Raw genomic sequence first — 17743 nt, 5'->3', positions numbered from 1 at the left:
GGAGTGGGTGGTGCTAGTGCGCTTGGGAAGCTCCTCTTAGAGCCTCAGCGATGAGGAGGAGTTGCTTCTCCCAGTCGCCATCCAGAGGGTTGATGGTGACGGTCTTTGCTCCGAGCTCCGAGGCAATGCTCTTGATGAGCTTGGAGTCGAACTCTTGCTGGATGAAGACCACACGCACACCGCTCTCCTGAGCTCGGCGGATGATGCGCTCGATGTGCTGGGGTGTCGGATCCTTGCCATCCTCCTCGACGACGAGTTGCTCCAGCCCCCACTCGTCAGCGAACTCGCTCAGTGAGGGATGATAGATCACGAAGGCTCGGCTGGGAAGGTCGGTAAGTAGCTCCTTCAGCTTCCCTTCAAGCTCCGAGAGACGCTGCTCCATGAGACCATAGCGATGGGCATAGTGTGCCGAGTGCGTGCTGTCTAGTCTCGCCAGCGAAGTGTAGATCTCCTTGCTCATCCCTCTCAGACCACGGAGGCTCGTCCAGTAGTGAGGATCATGAACCTCGCCCTCGGAGACCGTGGCGTGGTTGTGCGAATGACCTGGCAGACCCCGATCGAGGCGTACCAGCTGGAGCTGAGGCTGTGTGCTCTGGATACGCTCGATCCAGCTACGCTCGAAGCCTAGATCCCCCATATAGAAGTAGGCACGACTTGAGGCAAGCGCCTGCATCGCCTGTGGGGTAGGCTCGTAGTTCTCGGGATTATTGCCCTGCGGGAGCAGGGTCGTCACCGAGACGAGGCTATCTCCTATGGAGGCGATCATGCTCGCCGCAGGAGCGATCGTGGTGCTCAGGGGTAGAGCGCCTTGATCTCCTCCCTGCTCTCGGCAGGCTGTGCCAAGGAGGAGACTAGCGAGGATGAATATAGAGCTGAGCGAGCGTGCTAAGGGTCGAAGTATCATTCGATCGATAAACTTGTAGGATGCTCTGGGGCTGAGGACTTCCTCAGACGGGAGAAGAGGCGTACCCCTTCACCTATCCAGAGTACGGGACTCGTGAGTAAGAGTAGGATGAGCCAATAGCTAAGGGGGAGAGACTCGATCTGGAAAAAATCGTAAGCAAAGGTAGTGATAACGATCTGCCCCAAGAGTATGACTCCCGAAATCATGAGGAAGTTCTTCGCTCGCCCGAGGGAGGCGAAGGCACTGCGTCCTGAGTGGTAGGCTTTGGCATTGCCCATGTTCCACAGCTGGAGGAAGACGAAGCTCGTGAAGAAGACCGAGAGCTCCCGACCCGAGAGTTCGTCTCCAGAGAGCCAACACATCGTCTCGAGGTCATAGCTATGGAGGAAGGATAGCAGTCCGAAGAGTCCCACGACGAAGAGTAGGCCGATGCCTAGGATCTGCCTCCCTAGTGCGGGGCTGATGATCCCTGCTGTGGGCTTCCGTGGAGGCTCCTGCATGAGGTGGGGGCTCGGTGGTAGTGAGGCAAGCGCCAGAGAGGCGAAGGTGTCCATGATCAGATTGACCCAGAGCATCTGTGTCACTGTGAGGGGCGACTCCTTGCCGAGGAAGGCTCCGATGAGGACCGTCAGGCAGGCCACGACATTGATCGTCATCTGGAAGAGGATGAAGCGCTGGATGTTGAGGTACAGCGATCGCCCCCAGAGGACGGCCCGCACGATGCTAGCAAATGAGCTGTCGAGGATGGTGATGTCGCTTGCCTCCTTCGCTACGGCTGTCCCATCACCCATCGAGAGCCCGACATGGGCACGGCTAAGGGCGGGGGCATCGTTCGTCCCATCGCCCGTCACGGCTACGACCTCACCCTGCTGCTGGAGCAAGCGAACGAGACGCTCCTTGTCCATAGGACGGGCTCGGGATAGGATCTTTAGTCTAGAGATACGCTCCAGTGCCTCTTCGTCGGAGAGGGCTGCGAATTGGCTTCCCGTCAGGATCTCCTCATCCGAAGTGTTGGTATCCCACAGCCCGATCTGCCGAGCGATCTCCTTAGCTGTGCCCGAGGTGTCTCCCGTGATGATCTTGACGGTGATCCCTGCCCTCTGGCAGAGACGGATGGCTTCGGGTACTTCCGTGCGGACGGGGTCCATGATCCCGAAGATACCGATGAGCTGGAGACCTCCCTCTAATAGGGTGGGGATGTCGCTCAGGTCACTCCCCTCATCGAGCTCTCGATAGGCGAGGGCAAGGGTGCGCATAGCTCGGCTCTGGTAGGTGGAGAATTGCGCCTCGTAGCGAGCTAGCTTGTCGGGGGAGAGGGAGCAATGAGCAAAGAGGATCTCGGGGGCACCCTTGATGTAGAGGATCTGCTTCCCCGATCGTACCCGTGAGACGACTACGGTCGCCATGTACTTGCGCTCCGTGGCAAAGGGAAGTTGGGAGAGGATGGGGGCGGCCTCTCGGTGCTCTAGGTAGTCAATCCCACGCTCCGTGAGCCACAGCAGGAGAGCTCCCTCGGTAGGATTGCCCAGCACCTCGGGATGCTGTGGGTCTTGGTCGTTGATGAAGGCCGTGGTATTAGAGGCGATGGCTTCATGCAGGAGCGATAGAGCCCCGTCCTCATCTTCCTCGGAGAAGAAGTCCTCCACACGCATCCGATTCTCGGTGAGCGTCCCCGTCTTGTCGGTGCAGATGACGGTGACAGCCCCCATCGTCTCACAGGCGTGCATGCGACGAACGAGGTTATTACTCCGCATCATACTTCGCATGCTGTAGGCTAGGCTCAGGCTGACGCTCATCGGCAGGCCTTCGGGTACGGCTACGACGATGACCGTGACGGCGAGCATGATCTTGCTGAGGTAGAAGGAGAGGATCGCATCCCAAGAGCCGGAGAAGCCCCCTTCGTGGGCATAGACGAGCGTGCTCCCAAGGAGAATGAGCAGGGCTAATAGATAGCTCACCCGAGTGATGAGCTGTGAGAGTCGCCCGAGCTGACGATTCAGCGGAGTCTCGACCGAACTATCTATCTGTATTCCCTCGAAGATCTTCCCTTGCTCTGTGGCATCGCCCACGCGGTCGATACGGCAGACTGCATGTCCCTCGAGGATGGTCGTCCCTCGGCAGATATAGTCAGTAGGGTAGGTAGCTTCGGGGTCTTGGTCTTCGCTACGGGTGCTCTTGGTAGTCATCGGTTCGCCCGTCAAGCTCGACTCGTCCACGCTGAGGGCTATGGCTTCGAGGAGCTGGGCATCAGCAGGGATCTCTTCGCCCGTCTCGAGGAAGAGAATATCTCCGACGACGAGCTCCCGCTTAGGGATGCGGATGATGTCTCCATCCCGCAGTACCTTGTAGGGGGTCTCTTCGCTGACTTGGCTTAGGAGAGCAAACTCCCGTTCGCTCTTGAGCTCGAAGTAGAAGGCAATGCCCGTAGAGAGTATGATCGCAAGGAAGACACCGATGGGCTCGAAGAAGCCTGCCCCCGTCGTGTCTTCGTGGGTCACGAAGTACTGGTAGGAGGCAGCTAGGAGGGAGAGCCCCATAGCGATGATGAGGATCACGATGATGGGGTCGGAGAGCTTCTCGAGGAAGAGCTTCCAGCGTGAGGGGCGAGGGCGAGGGCTGAGCTCATTGGCTCCGAACTGCCTACGGCTCTCTTCGACTTCGGTGCTTGTGAGGCCTTTGTATTTCGTGTGATGCTTGCTCATTGGGGTGAATGACACTTCTCCAGTAGCCTGCCTTTTCTCAAGGGAAGACTAGGGATATTCACCTGCAAAAATAGATGAAGCGATCTGAATCTGCCTCACCCATTCCTATACGTTCGCTCTGACTGCCTGCGACGGCCCTCCGAACGCATCCAAATGAAACCTACTGTGGGTCGGCGTACCGACCCACGGTAGGTCGTCGAGACGACCCACAGTAGGTTTTTTCGGCGACCTACCGTAGGTCGTTTTTAGCCCCCTCCGTACGGCGCATAGAGAGAGGTGGGAGAAGGCTTCTATTTGACCTAGGATGGATGCAAGAAAACCCCATGCTCCGAGAGTCAGCCCTCATGCGCAGGGGCTCAGGCTGGAGTTCACCCTGAGCAGGAGCATCGCTACCGCTGGTCGCTCTCTTGAGGGTACGCTCTTTCAATTATTATACATCAGCTCTACTTTCTCCCTAGGGTAGTGGACAAATCTTGGTATCTTTGCCTTACATTTAGGTGCCTGATCTGGGGGGCGTTTCTCGCATGGCAGAGCACCGATGCCTTTATTAGCATATGAATAGCGATAGCATTGTCATCATCCCGACATACAATGAGCGTGAGAACATCGCTCAGATGATCGATACCGTCATGGGGCTACCTCAGCCCTTCCACCTCCTGATCGTCGACGACGGCTCTCCTGATGGGACTGCCTCCATCGTCCGAGACAAGCAGCGAGAGTATCCCGAGGAGGTTCATCTACTTGAGCGCTCGGGGAAACAGGGACTGGGTACGGCCTACATCGCAGGCTTCCAGTGGGCACTCGAGCGTGACTACGAGTATATCTTCGAGATGGACTGCGACTTCAGCCACCCACCTATGAAGCTCCTTGAGCTCTACAAGGCGTGTGCTAAGGATGGGGCAGATGTCTCGATCGGCTCTCGCTATATCCGAGAGGGCGGTGTGAAGAACTGGCCGATGGATCGCATCATGATGAGCCGTGGGGCTTCGCTCTACGTACGCCTCATCACCTTCATGCCCGTGATGGACCCCACAGCAGGCTTCGTCTGCTACCGTCGCCGTGTGCTGGAGAGCATGGTCTTGTCTGAAGTGCACTTCAAGGGCTATGCCTTCCAGATCGAGATGAAGTACACGGCCTATTGCCTTGGCTTCAAGATCAAGGAGATCCCCATCATCTTCGAAGACCGAGTCCTAGGTACGTCGAAGATGAATACTTCGATATTCAAAGAAGCCTTCCTTGGGGTCATGAAGCTCCGCTATTGGCACTGCTTCAAGGGCTTCCCTAAGGGCCAACGCAACCACACCGCTTAACTATCTCCCCAGATGAACTCCCAAGTACTCAAGAGAGGGCTATTCCTCTCGGGGCTACTCTTCGCATCGGTCACAGCCTCCGCTCAGACCGTCACGAGTGAGACGCTCTCTCGCCTCATCGAGATGCCCCTGAAGAATATCTTCGTCGAGTATCCCAATAAGACGAGCCACGTCGTCCTCGATAGCCTCGATGTGCGACACTCCTCTCCCAGAGAGCTGCATCCCGCCTTCTATGGCTCCTACGACTGGCATAGCTCGGTACATAGCCATTGGATGCTCTCCGAGGTGCTCTTCTCCTATCCTCAGCTCTCCTCTCGGGAGGCGATCATCCAGGCCTTCGACCAGCACTTCACCGAGGAGAATATGCGTGGTGAAGTGGCCTACTTCGATAGGAAGCATTCGGGCAACTATGAGCGTACCTACGGCTGGGCTTGGCTCCTCAAACTCTCCGAGCAGCTGCACCTCCTCGCCACCGAGAGCCCTGATCAAGAGCTTCGTAGCAAGGCCTCGGTTTGGCTCAAGCACGTAGATATCCTCTCGAATAAGATCGTCGAGAAATGGAAGGCTTACCTTCCCAAGATGACCTACCCCAACCGCATCGGGACGCACTCCAATTCGGCCTTTGCTCTAGGCTTTGCCCTAGACTATGCCCGTGCTCGTGGCGATCAAGAGCTGGAGCAAGCGCTTATCGAAAGAGCCCGTCAGCTCCACCTCGGAGATAAGAAAGCTCCTGCTGAATGGGAGCCCAATGCTACAGACTTCTTCTCTCCGACGCTCATGGTGGCAGACCTCATGACTCGAGTACTCCCTCAGCGAGAGTATGTACGCTGGCTAGCCACCTACTTCACACCTGCTGGGATCACTCGCCTCTGTGAGAAGCCCGTAGTGAGTGACCTCACCGACTACACGATCGTACATCTGGTGGGGCTATCCTTCACCCGTGCTTGGTCCATGGCTCGTATCTCGGGTTACCTCCCCAAGGGACATCCCCTGAAGGCACGCTTTGCACGTGTGGCAAGTGAGATGTATGCCGAAGGGATGAGTCAGATCTTCCGCTCAGACTACGGGGGTGACCATTGGTTGGCTTCCTTCGCTCGCTACGCTGAGGAGGTGCTGAAGGCTAACCACCTGAAGTATTAGTTCTGCCCGTCCTACGATGCGTATCGGCAAGATCATAGCGCAGTGGTTCCATGAGGTGGGAGTGTGGCTCAATCGCCACAGCAACTTCCGTATGGGGCTCATCATCCTCTCCATCCTCATCATTGTCATCTCCCTCGTCGCTTCCGATAGGCTCATCAATAAGATGGCTGAAGAGGAGCGTGTGAACATGGAGATCTGGGCGAATGCTACCCAGGCTACCAGCACCAATGATATCTCCACGACGCTCATCTATCTCTCACGCATCCTCGAGTCGAACCCCTCCATCCCTACCATCATCACCGACCAAGAGGGACGCATCATCAGCTTTAGGAATATCGACCTGCCGAAGAAGGATGCAGAAGCCTATCTCTATCAGAAGCTAGCCTCCTTCCGCAACGGCTATCCTCCCATCGTGATGGAGGGCTTAGCCGAACCGCAGTACCTCTATTATTCCGATAGCCATGTCCTGCGTCAGCTCCATCTCTTCCCCTACATCCAGCTCTTTGTCTTCCTCCTCTTCCTCGGGGTGGCTATCGTGGCTCTGGTGAGTCTCAAGAAGTCCGACCAGAACCGTATATGGGAAGGCTTGGCACGAGAGACAGCGCACCAGCTGGGTACTCCTACCTCTTCGCTTATGGCTTGGAAGGAGTATCTGGAGAGTATGGGTACAGAGGAGTTCATCACCAGCGAGATGGAGAAGGATATTGAGCGACTCGGGGTCATCGCCGACCGCTTCCAGAAGATCGGATCTGCTCCGAACCTCAAACCTAAAGATCTGCAGCGGGTGCTTGATAAGGCCGTTCGCTATATGCAACCTCGCATATCGGAGCAGATCAAGCTTATCCTCCCTCCTATACAAGAAGAAGCCATTGTCGTACGACTTAGTGAACCCCTGATGGCATGGGTCTTTGAGAACCTAATCAAGAATGCTGTCGATGCCATGTCGGGCAAGGGAGAGATCACCTTCTCCTATTTGCTCAAGGAGCAGTGGGTCTATGTCGATATCACCGATACGGGGAAGGGGATCCCTAAGGGGAAGCAAAAGGCTATCTTCCGCCCAGGTGTCACTACCCGTCAGCGAGGCTGGGGACTAGGTCTCTCACTGGCTCGACGGATCGTAGAGCAATACCACGGAGGGCGTATCTATGTCAAGCATTCTGAAGTAGGTGTAGGGACTACCTTCCGTATCGAACTGAAGCGGGAGTTTGAATAGCCTATATACCCGATACCATCCATCACGAAGAGAAGACTATGGCAGAGCAACTGCACCTCCAAGCGACCTCCCGAGTAGAGCGCTACCGCGAGCTCTATCCCCAACTAAAGAGTCTCACGAGTCGAGAGACCAACCTCATCGCTAATCTTGCCAATACAGCGGCAGCACTCCGCCAAGCCTTTGGCTTCTTCTGGGTAGGCTTCTACCTTGTGGAGGGAGAAGAGCTGGTGCTAGGACCTTTCCAAGGTGATATCGCTTGTACACGCATCGCTCGGGGACGAGGGGTATGTGGTACGAGCTGGCAGACGGGGAAGACCCTTGTCGTCCCCGATGTAGATGCCTTCCCAGGGCATATCGCTTGTTCCTCCTCTTCTCGCTCGGAGATCGTCGTCCCCTTGAGGAATACCGAGGGAGAGATCGTGGGTGTCCTCGATATAGATAGTGATCAGCTCTCGGACTTCACGGAGGAGGTCGATCGCCCTGCGCTAGAGCAGATCGCCGAGCTCCTTGCGCCTCTATTCTCTAGATGAAGCAGTGAGGACCTCTTCATCCCTTAGACTCTCCTACCGAGAGCAAACAGCACCCCTCCACCTTCGCTGGACGCTCCCTCCCTCCAAGAGCCTCTGGGCAAGAGCCCTCCTCCTCGATGCTCTTCGAGGTAAGCTCCCACCCTTAGCCTTTGCCGAAGGTACCCCACAAGATATCTTAGCGCTACATGCCGCCCTCCTTGCCTGCCAAGGGGGGGCGGAGGAGGTCTGTGTGTCGGAGTCGGGTACGGCGATGCGCTTCGTCTGTGCTTACCTCTCTGTCACGACCCAGCGCCCCGTGAGGCTCTTCGGTACGGGTCGCCAGCATGAGCGACCCATAGCCCCGCTGGTGGAGGCGCTATGGAGCCAAGGGGCTAAGATCACCTATCTAGACCATGCAGGCTATCCCCCGCTACTTATCGAGCCCAGTACCTTGTCTTGGCAGGGCTGTGAGCTGGATGCCTCTGCCAGTTCGCAGTATCTGAGCGCTCTTCTTCTCCTTGCCCCCCTGCTCCCCGTAGGCTTCGAGGTCGATACTCGGCGCTATGGCCTCGCCTCTCGTCCCTATGCTCTAATGACAAAAGCCCTGCTCCAAGAGCAAGGCTTTGTGTGGGAAGAAGAGCCTAGTGGTCTCTTCTGCTACCGAGGTAAGAGGGGGGAGGATAGCCAAGGCACATCTACCCTTGATCGAGGCTATGAAGCCGACTGGAGTGGAGCATCCTATGCCTATGCCTGGCTCTCGCTCCTTCCTCTGGGCTCGACTATGGAGCTCCCAGGCTTGTGCTATCCTTCGCTACAAGGGGATGCAGGCTATCTCGTGTCCTTCTTCAAGGAACTTGGGGTGAAGACCCTACCTAACGAACGGGGCGTACTCCTCCAGCGGATCGAGAATGTAGATCCTACAGTTCCCTTCACTGCCTCCATGCACGAGTGCCCCGACTTAGTGCCAGCTCTGGTCACTGCTCTTGTAGGGCAGGGAAGACCCTTCACCCTCACGGGCGTAGCACATCTACGTATCAAGGAGTCGGATCGCTTAGAGGCTCTGCGGGCAGAGCTAGCTAAGCTCGGTGTAGAGCTTACCCTTGGGGAAGACTCGATCTCATGGGATGCTCACCCTCGGATAAGGCCGATGGAATGCCCTCCGATCCTCGCTACCCATGGAGACCACCGTATAGCGATGGCGCTCTCCGTCCTCACGATACCTGCGGGGACTGTGCTCCTGGAGCATCCCGAGGTTGTGAGCAAGAGCTTCCCTCGCTACTGGGAGGAGCTTACCCCTTTCTTGATAGTAGAGGAGAACTAGCCTTCGCTCTGGAGCGTCAGGTTGTAGCTCGTAGGCGAGGTACGCTCACAGGTGAAGTGCTTGCCTAGCAACCCTTCCTTGCGAACATAGGCTAGAGCAGCGATGAGGTAGTACTCACGTAGCTTCTCTGCGGAGACACGAATCGTCTCCCAAGCCTCGTGTACAGCATCGAGGGTCAATGCTACCTCGAGGCGGAAGTGGATGGGGTCTTCGGGAGAGACAGCTGAGAGTGTGTATTCTAGGTAGTTCCCCTTCTCCCAAGACTCCATCATCAGGATGCTCGTCACCTGCGTATAGAGCGCATAGGCATCTTCGCCGGCGAAGACGATCTCGGGGTAAGACATGGTATAGCCTTGGTTGTGATAGAATCGTGCCCAAGGGAAGTGAGGGGTTAGACGGTCAAGGGATAAGCGTCCCGTGGCGGGGAGCTGTGCATGGTCTAGGGTGGCCATAAAAGAATGATGAGGTAAACGAATCAAAAAGGATAAGAAAGCGAAGAGAGCGTGACCTAAGCGAGGATGCCTGGGGTCACGCTCTTCTTGTTATTTGTGCTCTGTGTCGCTCGGCTTAGGGAGCATCAGGAGCGAACATGGGGTCCCAAGCGGGGAGCTGTACGGGCTTCGTCTTCAAGAGGTCAAGCACCTTCTGCGTAGTGTACTTCTTATTCACTACGAGACGGAAGGTGTAGGCATCGAACCACGCATCAGTCATGATGATATGGCCCTTGACCCCCGACTTCTCACCCCAGCTATTCTCTACCTTCCACTTCACGGGCTTACCCGAGGCATCGAGGTCGACAGCCTTGAGGGTCATGGCGTGCGTCGAGCCACTATCGAAGGTCTGGATGCGCTCAGCCTTGTCCATATCGAAGGGATAGCCGAGGAGCGAAGCGTAGTCATAGTTGTCCAGCGCTGCGATGCCCTTAGAGCTGTTCAGCTCACGACCTACGTCGCAAGAGTAGTACATCATCGTATTGTCCTTGAGCGAAGCGATAGCCATCTGCTTGATCTCGTCCATGGGAAGATTGACGTAGGTCCAGTTCTTGCCATCGTAAGCATGACGGTCGTACTCGATCTCATAGACCTTGTAGAAGGGACGAGAGGGGTCATTCATCAGCATGACGAACTGATCACGTAGGTCTACGCCGACAAAGCGCTCGTAGAAGGACTGAGGCGTATAGGTCTCGGTGGAGATCGCCTTGCCATCCTTATCCTTCAGGGTGTAGGAGAAGGAGGTCGGGGGCACGCCGAGGTTGAGGCTCAGGAGACGATAGACCTGCTTGAGGCAAGTCTCTTTGTACTTGCGGAGCTGGGTGAGGGACTCTCCCTTAGCAGCCGCCTTGCGGATCTTGATCCCCGACTGGCGTAGCGTGCGCGCGATCATCTTGCCCATCAGCTTCGTGTCATTGCTCGAGTGGGTCTCGGGCATCACTTCGGCGGGGACGACACCATACTTGATGAGGTTGTCCGAGATACCGGTGAACTGACCTCCGTCACCAATAGGATTCTGGAAGAGCCATACTACCTTCTTGTCATCGACAGCGAGCTTGCGTGTCTCGATGATCCCTTCGAGGAAGAGGTTCGCCTTCTCTAGCTGGTCCCAGAAGAAGGAATAGTTCTGCGAGAAGAAGAAGGTACCTGACTTCTCCCGAGTCATCAGCTGAGCACGAAGGACATTGAGTCCCGTGAAGAGCCAGCAGCGTCCACTCTGCTTCTGGTCGGTGATCCCTGAGCTCTGGACTTCTACCGAGAAGGTGTCGTCGATGGTCTGAGGACGCTGGTTGTTGACGAAGAAGTCACGCATACCCTGGACGGCGATGGCGTTGTGTAGGGCCTTCTCCGTAGGAGTGGTAGGTTCACTGCGGCGAAGCTCTTCGAGGAACTTAGGCGTGATAGCCCCGTCCTTCGAGCTCTGAGCGTAGAGCCCCGAGGATAGCCCTCCGAAGAGGAGGCTGAGGGCTAAGGAGGTCGTTAGGATGGATCGCATAGCGTGTAGGTGATAGGTGAGGAGAATTATGGGTTCTGCTCCTTGTCGAACCAAGAAGCGTACATCTGATAGTTGTTGGCAATACGTTCGTTGAGCTCCTTGCTCTGCTCAGGGGATACCTTCTTGATGAACTTAGCAGGCACCCCCGCCCATAGGCTATAGGGCTCGATGACCGTCTTGGCTAGGACCACCGATCCCGCGGCTACGATAGCTCCTTCGCCTACCAGAGCATCATCCATGACGGTCGAACCCATGCCGATGAGGGCGTAGTCACGGATATGGCAGCCGTGGAGGGTGACATTGTGCCCGACGGAGACATTGTCCCCGATCTCGATGGTCGACTTCTGGTAGAGGGTGTGCAGGACAGAGCCGTCCTGGATATTGACATTATTGCCGATGCGGATGGAGTTGACATCTCCACGGAGGACGGTGTTGAACCACACGCTGCAGCCCTTCCCTAGGACGACATCACCGACGACGGTTGCATTGACGGCGAGGAAGCAGTCCTCTCCGATCTGAGGCTCGATGCCTCGTACTGTCTGTATGAAAGCCATTAGAATCTTGGATTGTTAGTATGTACAAAGTTAACCATTCCTTGACGTAATCGGGTAGTTTACATCAGAGCTGATGCAGATTGTTGGGAGGGCTTCTAAGACGAAGACTGTCGGAAGGGGAGACTTCCTCTTCGGAGCGAACTTCTGCTGTCGCCTGTGGGGGATGGAGAGCTGGTATCATGGAGTGGTGCCGAGAAGGCACATTCTATCCGAGCCAGAGGCTTTTAGCCAAGTGGGAGGAATGCACCATGGCTTGGTGTGTGCTGTAGCATAGTAATAAAAAGTAACCTATGTTAGGTCCCTTTTGCGACCCATTATGGGTCATGGTTGTCACCCATCATGGGTCGCCCTTGTTACCCATCATGGGTCGCTGTTGTTACCCATCATGGGTCATTCTTATGCCCTATAATAGGTCTTTCGGATAACTAGAGGACTAACTCCTTGTTCCTTATGGTAGTCCTCTCCATTCCTGATACATCGGTCTAGGTCACTTACTATATAATGAATAGCCCACCATGATCCTCGGATCATGGTGGGCTACCTTCGTATGGAGAGCTTCGCTAGCGACTAGCTTCGCCCAGATAAGTGACTGGAGGTCCTACCAGTTACCTCCATCTTGAGGATTCACGATATTACCCTCGATAGAGAAGCTTATGAGTAAATCCTTGGAGCGGTGAAATTCCAAGTATTCAACTTCGGGTGCTTGGTATAGCTCCTGCTTATCGATCACTTCCATGTTCGTGTGTATTTAGATGGATGTCTAATTGCTTTTCAGGAGGCAGATCGTTGTTCCTCGTAGGACAGCAGTCATGGTCTGAGGCCTAGGGGTGTTGTATTGCATACGGACACCATCAAGTGGCATGAACTGGTTGCCTTGTTGTGCTCGAGCTTCGAGCCATCCCTTACCTGTAAGTGGAGCGTAGATGGCAAATCTGCGTACGAAAGGACCGACTTGGTCTCGGTACATGGCTGTCGCTCCATTTTCGAGTTCGATCGCATCCTGTAGCTGATAGTTCGTGTAATCCTGATCTGCTAGAGTCTGGATGGCTACAAGACGTGGTGCTTTCTGGGTAGACGTGGGGGGCGCAACCTTTACGCCACCTGCTCCGAACCCATGGAGTTGGATCGCTCCTATTTTCTGCTTAGCTCCAGACTTATTCTGGATCTTAGCCATGAAGAAGACTCCAGCGAGTGTGAACTTGAGGTCCATAGCTGAGGCATCAGACTTGCTACCTGCGAGCTTCTTCAGATCATTCCCCTCGCTGACTAGGATGACTTCCTTATTCAGCTCTAGGTCAGACTGGCTGTAGGTATGGCTCCCACAAGTGAATGTAGCATCTTCAGCTCGTGTGCTCCCCGAGGGTAGCGTGAGCCCAATGTAGATGGATAGTTTGTTGTACGTCTTGCCGGGTGCTGCATTTACGCGGCCATGCGTAGTGAGTCGCTTCCCTGATCGCAGGTCCGTCCTTAGTGTGATGTTTGTGGCGATGTAGTCCCCAGTCCTATCATTGTAGATGTAGGCGACAGCTGGGACTGCTTCACCAGGGGTGAAATTAGCTTTGACACGATAGACACGACCATCTGCATCCCTTTCATTCTGCAGGTGGATGTAGCGCCCTTCGTTTTGTTCCTCTACCTTGCCTTCGATGTCTATCGTGATGGAAGTCTCCTCATTAGGATTCTTTCGGACGGGCTCTTTATCATCCGTTTTGCAGGAAGAGATTAATAATAGGGATGTGATAAGTAGAGGAATAGTGTTCTTAATCTTCATACTCTTCAAACTTAAATTGGGATAACTAGGTAAAACAAAAAGGACACCGAATGGAACAAAGGGCTCCAGTCAGCATCACCGTAATTCGATTAGACAAAAATAGGATCACTCATCGCCCCCAAGGGAGGGGGCATAGGAAGCCCTCCGATTAAGGAGTATCTGTCGGCACGGCCATCAGTGACGATCAGAACTCCCTGCCTTGAAATACTGCTGTAAAGCGCCTTCATCGTGAGCTTAGTGTTAGGGATGATCTTGACTTCTTTTTACGAAGGTATGTAATAAATATTGATGAAAAAAACAAATGAGAAGAGATAATAAGAGCCCCTACTTGCCGTTGCATAGCAATCGGGCAAGTAGGGGCTCTGCTCTCAGGGGAGGATAGCCTATCCGAAGATGCCTTAATGGGCGAGCATCTCTTCGGTGATGTTTGTGAACTTGTTGTCCTTGATATTGCGGTAGGCAACGGCAGCTCCATCCCAATAGGTGGGGAAGCCACCACGTACAGCACCGATGAAGATGAGGCGGATCTTGTGCCACCCAGCCTTGAGTGCTACGCTCTTGTCACGGCGGCTGAACTTAGCCACTTCACCACTATTATCCACGAGGAGCTTACCATCGATATAGAGTTGGTCTAGATCCGTAGAGAAGACGTAGACACCATCAGCAGGGATCTTCACATACCCTTCACCGATGACGGCCTTGGGCTTGATCTCATCCATGTGGTTCTTGACGACATCGGGGCGAAGATCCTGTGGACGCTTAGCTACACCCTCGGTCCAGTTCATCACACCGAATAGATCCGAAGCTTGGTAATAGTTCCCAATAGAGGTCTTAGTGCGAAGGCCAGGAGTCAGATTAGCTATCTCGACGGCAGGGGCAAAGGTCTGCTTCTCGAAGGTGATATCACGCACTGGGCTTGTCTTCCCCGAGGGGAGAATAGAAGCTACACGGATGACTTCACTCTTAGTGACCTTGAGTGGCTTCTTGTACGTCTCTGAGTGGAGGTTGGGGAGGCGACCGTCACGTGTATAGACGATGCGGATAGGACGACTGGAGGTGAGCTCCAGCTCTGTGCTGTCGGTGAAGGCGATGAAGTTCAGCGAAGCTACCGTCTTCTCATAGCTTTCCTTGGGATCTACGTTAGGTAGGGGTTGCTCAGGCTGAGGAATGTGGTAGTTAGCGCCATGCATGTCTAGGCGCACATACGCATTGTCTAGACGACGGGTGAAGTCCTTGAAGTCACGATGAGAGATGGGTGACCAGACGGCTTCGGCTAGAGCGATCTCACGAGGGAAGGCACGGTACTGCATGATCTCTGTAGTGTAGAGATATTCTGCCCAAAGGTTGGTCTGTGCTCCCTTGATGTGGTGGCGCTTGTCTGGGGCAATGGCCTCGGGGATGGGATTGTAGTTGTAGACCTTCTCCAGAGGAGCATAGCAGCAGATAGCTACGGGCTCGATCTTGGGGTCGCCTTGGTAATGGTCGATATATAGGCCTCCGCTACCAGGGGTCATGATCACATCATGTCCCATATTAGCCGACTGGATACCTCCATCTTCGCCACGCCAACTCATGACCGTAGCAGTGGGAGCAAGACCTCCCTCAAGGATTTCATCCCAGCCAATGAGCTTCTTGCCGTGAGCTGCGAGCATCTTCTCCGCACGACGGATGACGTAGCTCTGGAGCTCGTGTTCATCCTTGAGCCCTTCGGCCTTGATGCGCTTCTGACAGTTGGGGCATTCCTTCCAGCGGTCCTTGGGACATTCGTCCCCACCGATGTGGAAGTATTCGCCAGGGAAGAGGGGGACGACTTCGTTGAGCACATTCTGGATGAACTCGAAGGTCGATTCCTTACCTGCACAATAGACATCATCTTCGACCCCCCAGATATTACGCACGCTGTACTTGCGGCGATCGGGGAAGCAAGTGAGTTCGGGGTAAGAGGCGATAGCACCCATACCATGACCTGGCATCTCGATCTCAGGGATGATCGTCACGAAGCGATCCTGAGCATAGCGTACGATCTCACGAACCTGATCCTGCGTATAGAAGCCTCCATAGCGACTGCCATCCCCTTCGGTACGCCAAGCCCCGACCTCGGTAAGGCGAGGGTACTTCTTGATCTCGATGCGCCAGCCTTGGTCTTCGGTGAGGTGCCAGTGGAGCTTGTTGATCTTGAACATGGAGATGATGTCGATATGCTTCTTCATCTCCTCGACGGTGAGGAAGTGGCGACATACGTCGACCATCACCCCACGGTACTCGAAGGCGGGCTCGTCCTGAATGCTTAGGGCTGGGATTTCGTATAGACAGGCACCGAGGATCTGGTGTGAAGCCTCTACCTCGGCAGGGAGGAGCTGCATCAAGCTCTGGAAGCCCCAGAAGAGGGCCTTCGCTGTGCGACCGACGATCTCGATACCAAGCTTGGAGGAGTGGAGTGTATATCCTTCGTCGCCGAGGGCTAGCTTAGGATCGATGCGGACGAAGATACCTCTCTGCACTGCCTTGCTCCCCTGTACGGCTCGGAGGGTGAAGCCTGTGGAGCGGTTGATCTTCTCGGTGAAGAAGCGGGCGATCGTCAGAGCTGAATCTCCCGAGGCGATGACGGGGGTCGTAGCCACGAGAGCGAAGCCTGTCTCCTTGCGCAGTTTGAGCTGCTTAGGACGAGGGATGATGTTGATCCCCTCGTTGTATGAAGGGGTGAAGGTGGATACCTTGAAGGTAGCACTAGCGGACAGAGCTGTAGCCCCTCCGATACAGAGAGCTAGCGCACAGGCCATTCGTGTAAATAACTTCTTCATAAAGTCTATTGGATTGATGTGACAGATGCTGGTAGAGTTCTGAGTAAATAACTCTCAGATACAGCACATAATACAAATATATGGATAAAACAGATAGCCCGAGGCTCGCCCCAGCAGTCGATACTGCTTCGGGGCAAGAGCCTCGGGCTACTTATTTTACTCAGATTAGTGTGCTGACAGCACTAAGCTAACCGGATCAGTAGGGTCTACCAAGCGAAGATAGGATAGCCAGCCATCATCTCGTTGACCTCCTTGCGGACAGCAGCGATGACTGCTTCGTCTTCGGGGGCAGAGAGGACACGGTCGATGAGGGAGACGATGTACTCCATCTTGTCTTCCTTGACACCACGAGTGGTGATAGCAGGCGTACCGACACGAATACCAGAGGTCTGGAAAGCAGAGCGGCTATCGAAGGGCACCATGTTCTTATTGACCGTGATGTCTGCAGCTACAAGGGCCTTCTCTGCTACCTTCCCAGTCAGTTCGGGGAACTTACCACGTAGGTCGATGAGCATGCAGTGGTTGTCCGTACCGCCAGAGACGACTCCATAGCCACGGCGGACGAAGGCTTCGGCCATAGCCTGAGCGTTCTTCTTGACCTGAAGACCATATTCCTTGAAGGAAGGCTGTAGAGCTTCGTAGAAGGCAACAGCCTTAGCAGCGATGACGTGCTCTAGTGGACCGCCCTGCACCCCTGGGAAGACAGCAGAGTCGAGGAGGGCAGACATCTTCTTGATCTCGCCCTTAGGTGTAGTCTTACCCCAAGGATTGTCGAAGTCCTTACCCATGAGGATGATCCCCCCACGAGGACCACGAAGCGTCTTGTGCGTCGTCGAGGTGACGATGTGTGCATACTTCACGGGGTTCTCGAGGAGCCCAGCAGCGATCAGCCCAGCGGGGTGAGCCATATCGACGAGGAAGATAGCACCGATCTTGTCTGCGATCTCACGAATGCGCTTGTAGTCCCATTCGCGTGAGTAAGCGGAGCCCCCAGCGATGATGAGTTTGGGCTTGTGCTCTAGAGCACGCTGCTCCATCTGGTCATAGTCTACACGACCCGTATCCTCACGTACATTGTAGTCGATAGCGTGGTAGAGGATCCCTGAGCTATTGACAGCAGAGCCGTGGGAGAGGTGTCCCCCGTGAGCGAGGTTCAGCCCCATGAAGGTGTCGCCTGGGTTGAGGCAGGCTAGGAGCACGGCCATGTTTGCTTGGGCTCCAGAGTGGGGCTGTACGTTGGCCCACTCAGCACCGAAGAGCTGCTTGATGCGGTCGATAGCTAGTTGCTCGGACTTATCTACCACTTCGCAGCCACCATAGTAGCGCTTGCCAGGATAGCCTTCAGCATACTTATTGGTCATGCAGCTACCCATAGCCTTCATGACTTCTTCACTGACAAAGTTCTCAGAGGCAATGAGCTCAATCCCCTTGAGTTGTCGTTGGCGTTCCTCTTCAATCAGAGTGAAGATAGCGGAGTCGTTCATAGTTCTTTGCGATGTTATTATTTGGATGATATAGTTGAGTGTTGTACT

Annotated in this window: 13 protein-coding genes; 5 read left to right on the top strand and 8 right to left on the bottom strand. The window is 54.9% G+C overall.

Annotated elements, in window-relative coordinates:
* Positions 1-13 precede the first annotated feature (13 nt).
* Together Q0336_RS08125 and Q0336_RS08120 are read right to left on the bottom strand one after the other, a co-directional pair.
* Positions 14-904, bottom strand: coding sequence for a zinc ABC transporter substrate-binding protein (locus Q0336_RS08125; protein ID WP_298527590.1), 891 nt, complete (start codon positions 902-904; stop codon positions 14-16).
* Positions 901-3606, bottom strand: coding sequence for a calcium-translocating P-type ATPase, PMCA-type (locus Q0336_RS08120; protein ID WP_298527588.1), 2706 nt, complete (start codon positions 3604-3606; stop codon positions 901-903). The genes Q0336_RS08125 and Q0336_RS08120 overlap by 4 nt, the downstream gene beginning before the upstream one ends.
* A gap of 554 nt (positions 3607-4160) precedes the next feature.
* On the opposite strand from Q0336_RS08120, the gene Q0336_RS08115 reads away from it, so the two are divergent.
* From Q0336_RS08115 to Q0336_RS08095, 5 genes are read left to right on the top strand one after another with little or no spacing between them, the layout of a single operon-like run.
* Positions 4161-4916, top strand: coding sequence for a polyprenol monophosphomannose synthase (locus tag Q0336_RS08115; RefSeq protein ID WP_298527585.1), 756 nt, complete (start codon positions 4161-4163; stop codon positions 4914-4916).
* Positions 4917-4928: 12 nt separating this feature from the next.
* Positions 4929-6056, top strand: a complete 1128-nt coding sequence (locus tag Q0336_RS08110; RefSeq protein WP_298527583.1) for a DUF2891 domain-containing protein — start codon at positions 4929-4931, stop codon at positions 6054-6056.
* 16 nt (positions 6057-6072) lie between these two features.
* The gene (locus Q0336_RS08105; protein WP_298527580.1) at positions 6073-7269 is read left to right on the top strand and encodes an ATP-binding protein; all 1197 of its coding nucleotides are present in this window, start codon (positions 6073-6075) and stop codon (positions 7267-7269) included.
* Positions 7270-7307: 38 nt separating this feature from the next.
* Positions 7308-7799: a GAF domain-containing protein gene (locus tag Q0336_RS08100; protein ID WP_298527577.1), complete on the top strand. Its 492-nt coding sequence runs from the start codon at positions 7308-7310 to the stop codon at positions 7797-7799.
* 4 nt (positions 7800-7803) lie between these two features.
* Positions 7804-9099, top strand: a complete 1296-nt coding sequence (locus tag Q0336_RS08095) for a hypothetical protein (RefSeq protein WP_298527574.1) — start codon at positions 7804-7806, stop codon at positions 9097-9099.
* Here the strand turns inward: Q0336_RS08095 and Q0336_RS08090 are convergent.
* The 6 genes from Q0336_RS08090 to glyA all read right to left on the bottom strand — a co-directional run bounded on the left by Q0336_RS08090 (position 9096) and on the right by glyA (position 17695).
* Complete coding sequence (locus Q0336_RS08090) at positions 9096-9551, bottom strand: hypothetical protein (RefSeq protein ID WP_298527571.1); 456 nt, start codon at positions 9549-9551, stop codon at positions 9096-9098. The two genes, Q0336_RS08095 and Q0336_RS08090, sit on opposite strands and share 4 nt — an antisense overlap.
* A 115-nt stretch (positions 9552-9666) precedes the next feature.
* Complete coding sequence (locus tag Q0336_RS08085) at positions 9667-11085, bottom strand: C1 family peptidase (protein WP_298527568.1); 1419 nt, start codon at positions 11083-11085, stop codon at positions 9667-9669.
* A gap of 26 nt (positions 11086-11111) precedes the next feature.
* Positions 11112-11639 (bottom strand): gamma carbonic anhydrase family protein, encoded by a 528-nt coding sequence (locus tag Q0336_RS08080; RefSeq protein ID WP_298527565.1) that lies wholly within the window; start codon positions 11637-11639, stop codon positions 11112-11114.
* 760 nt (positions 11640-12399) lie between these two features.
* Positions 12400-13410: a hypothetical protein gene (locus Q0336_RS08075; protein WP_298527563.1), complete on the bottom strand. Its 1011-nt coding sequence runs from the start codon at positions 13408-13410 to the stop codon at positions 12400-12402.
* A 398-nt stretch (positions 13411-13808) separates the two neighbouring features.
* On the bottom strand, positions 13809-16211 hold the full coding sequence (locus Q0336_RS08070) for a family 20 glycosylhydrolase (RefSeq protein ID WP_298527560.1): 2403 nt from the start codon (positions 16209-16211) through the stop codon (positions 13809-13811).
* A 206-nt stretch (positions 16212-16417) separates the two neighbouring features.
* Positions 16418-17695: a serine hydroxymethyltransferase gene (gene glyA, locus Q0336_RS08065; RefSeq protein ID WP_298527558.1), complete on the bottom strand. Its 1278-nt coding sequence runs from the start codon at positions 17693-17695 to the stop codon at positions 16418-16420.
* Positions 17696-17743 lie beyond the last annotated feature (48 nt).

Source organism: uncultured Porphyromonas sp., assembly GCF_938039215.1.
GTDB lineage: Bacteria > Bacteroidota > Bacteroidia > Bacteroidales > Porphyromonadaceae > Porphyromonas.
This window is presented reverse-complemented; position numbering and strand designations above follow the sequence as displayed.

What these genes read in the sequence shown, in the direction of transcription:
- Q0336_RS08125 (WP_298527590.1), bottom strand. Translation starts at nt 904, where the DNA reads ATGATACTTCGACCCTTAGCACGCTCGCTCAGCTCTATATTCATCCTC.
- Q0336_RS08120 (WP_298527588.1), bottom strand. Translation starts at nt 3,606, where the DNA reads ATGAGCAAGCATCACACGAAATACAAAGGCCTCACAAGCACCGAAGTC.
- Q0336_RS08115 (WP_298527585.1), top strand. Translation starts at nt 4,161, where the DNA reads ATGAATAGCGATAGCATTGTCATCATCCCGACATACAATGAGCGTGAG.
- Q0336_RS08110 (WP_298527583.1), top strand. Translation starts at nt 4,929, where the DNA reads ATGAACTCCCAAGTACTCAAGAGAGGGCTATTCCTCTCGGGGCTACTC.
- Q0336_RS08105 (WP_298527580.1), top strand. Translation starts at nt 6,073, where the DNA reads ATGCGTATCGGCAAGATCATAGCGCAGTGGTTCCATGAGGTGGGAGTG.
- Q0336_RS08100 (WP_298527577.1), top strand. Translation starts at nt 7,308, where the DNA reads ATGGCAGAGCAACTGCACCTCCAAGCGACCTCCCGAGTAGAGCGCTAC.
- Q0336_RS08090 (WP_298527571.1), bottom strand. Translation starts at nt 9,551, where the DNA reads ATGGCCACCCTAGACCATGCACAGCTCCCCGCCACGGGACGCTTATCC.
- Q0336_RS08085 (WP_298527568.1), bottom strand. Translation starts at nt 11,085, where the DNA reads ATGCGATCCATCCTAACGACCTCCTTAGCCCTCAGCCTCCTCTTCGGA.
- Q0336_RS08080 (WP_298527565.1), bottom strand. Translation starts at nt 11,639, where the DNA reads ATGGCTTTCATACAGACAGTACGAGGCATCGAGCCTCAGATCGGAGAG.
- Q0336_RS08075 (WP_298527563.1), bottom strand. Translation starts at nt 13,410, where the DNA reads ATGAAGATTAAGAACACTATTCCTCTACTTATCACATCCCTATTATTA.
- Q0336_RS08070 (WP_298527560.1), bottom strand. Translation starts at nt 16,211, where the DNA reads ATGAAGAAGTTATTTACACGAATGGCCTGTGCGCTAGCTCTCTGTATC.
- glyA (WP_298527558.1), bottom strand. Translation starts at nt 17,695, where the DNA reads ATGAACGACTCCGCTATCTTCACTCTGATTGAAGAGGAACGCCAACGA.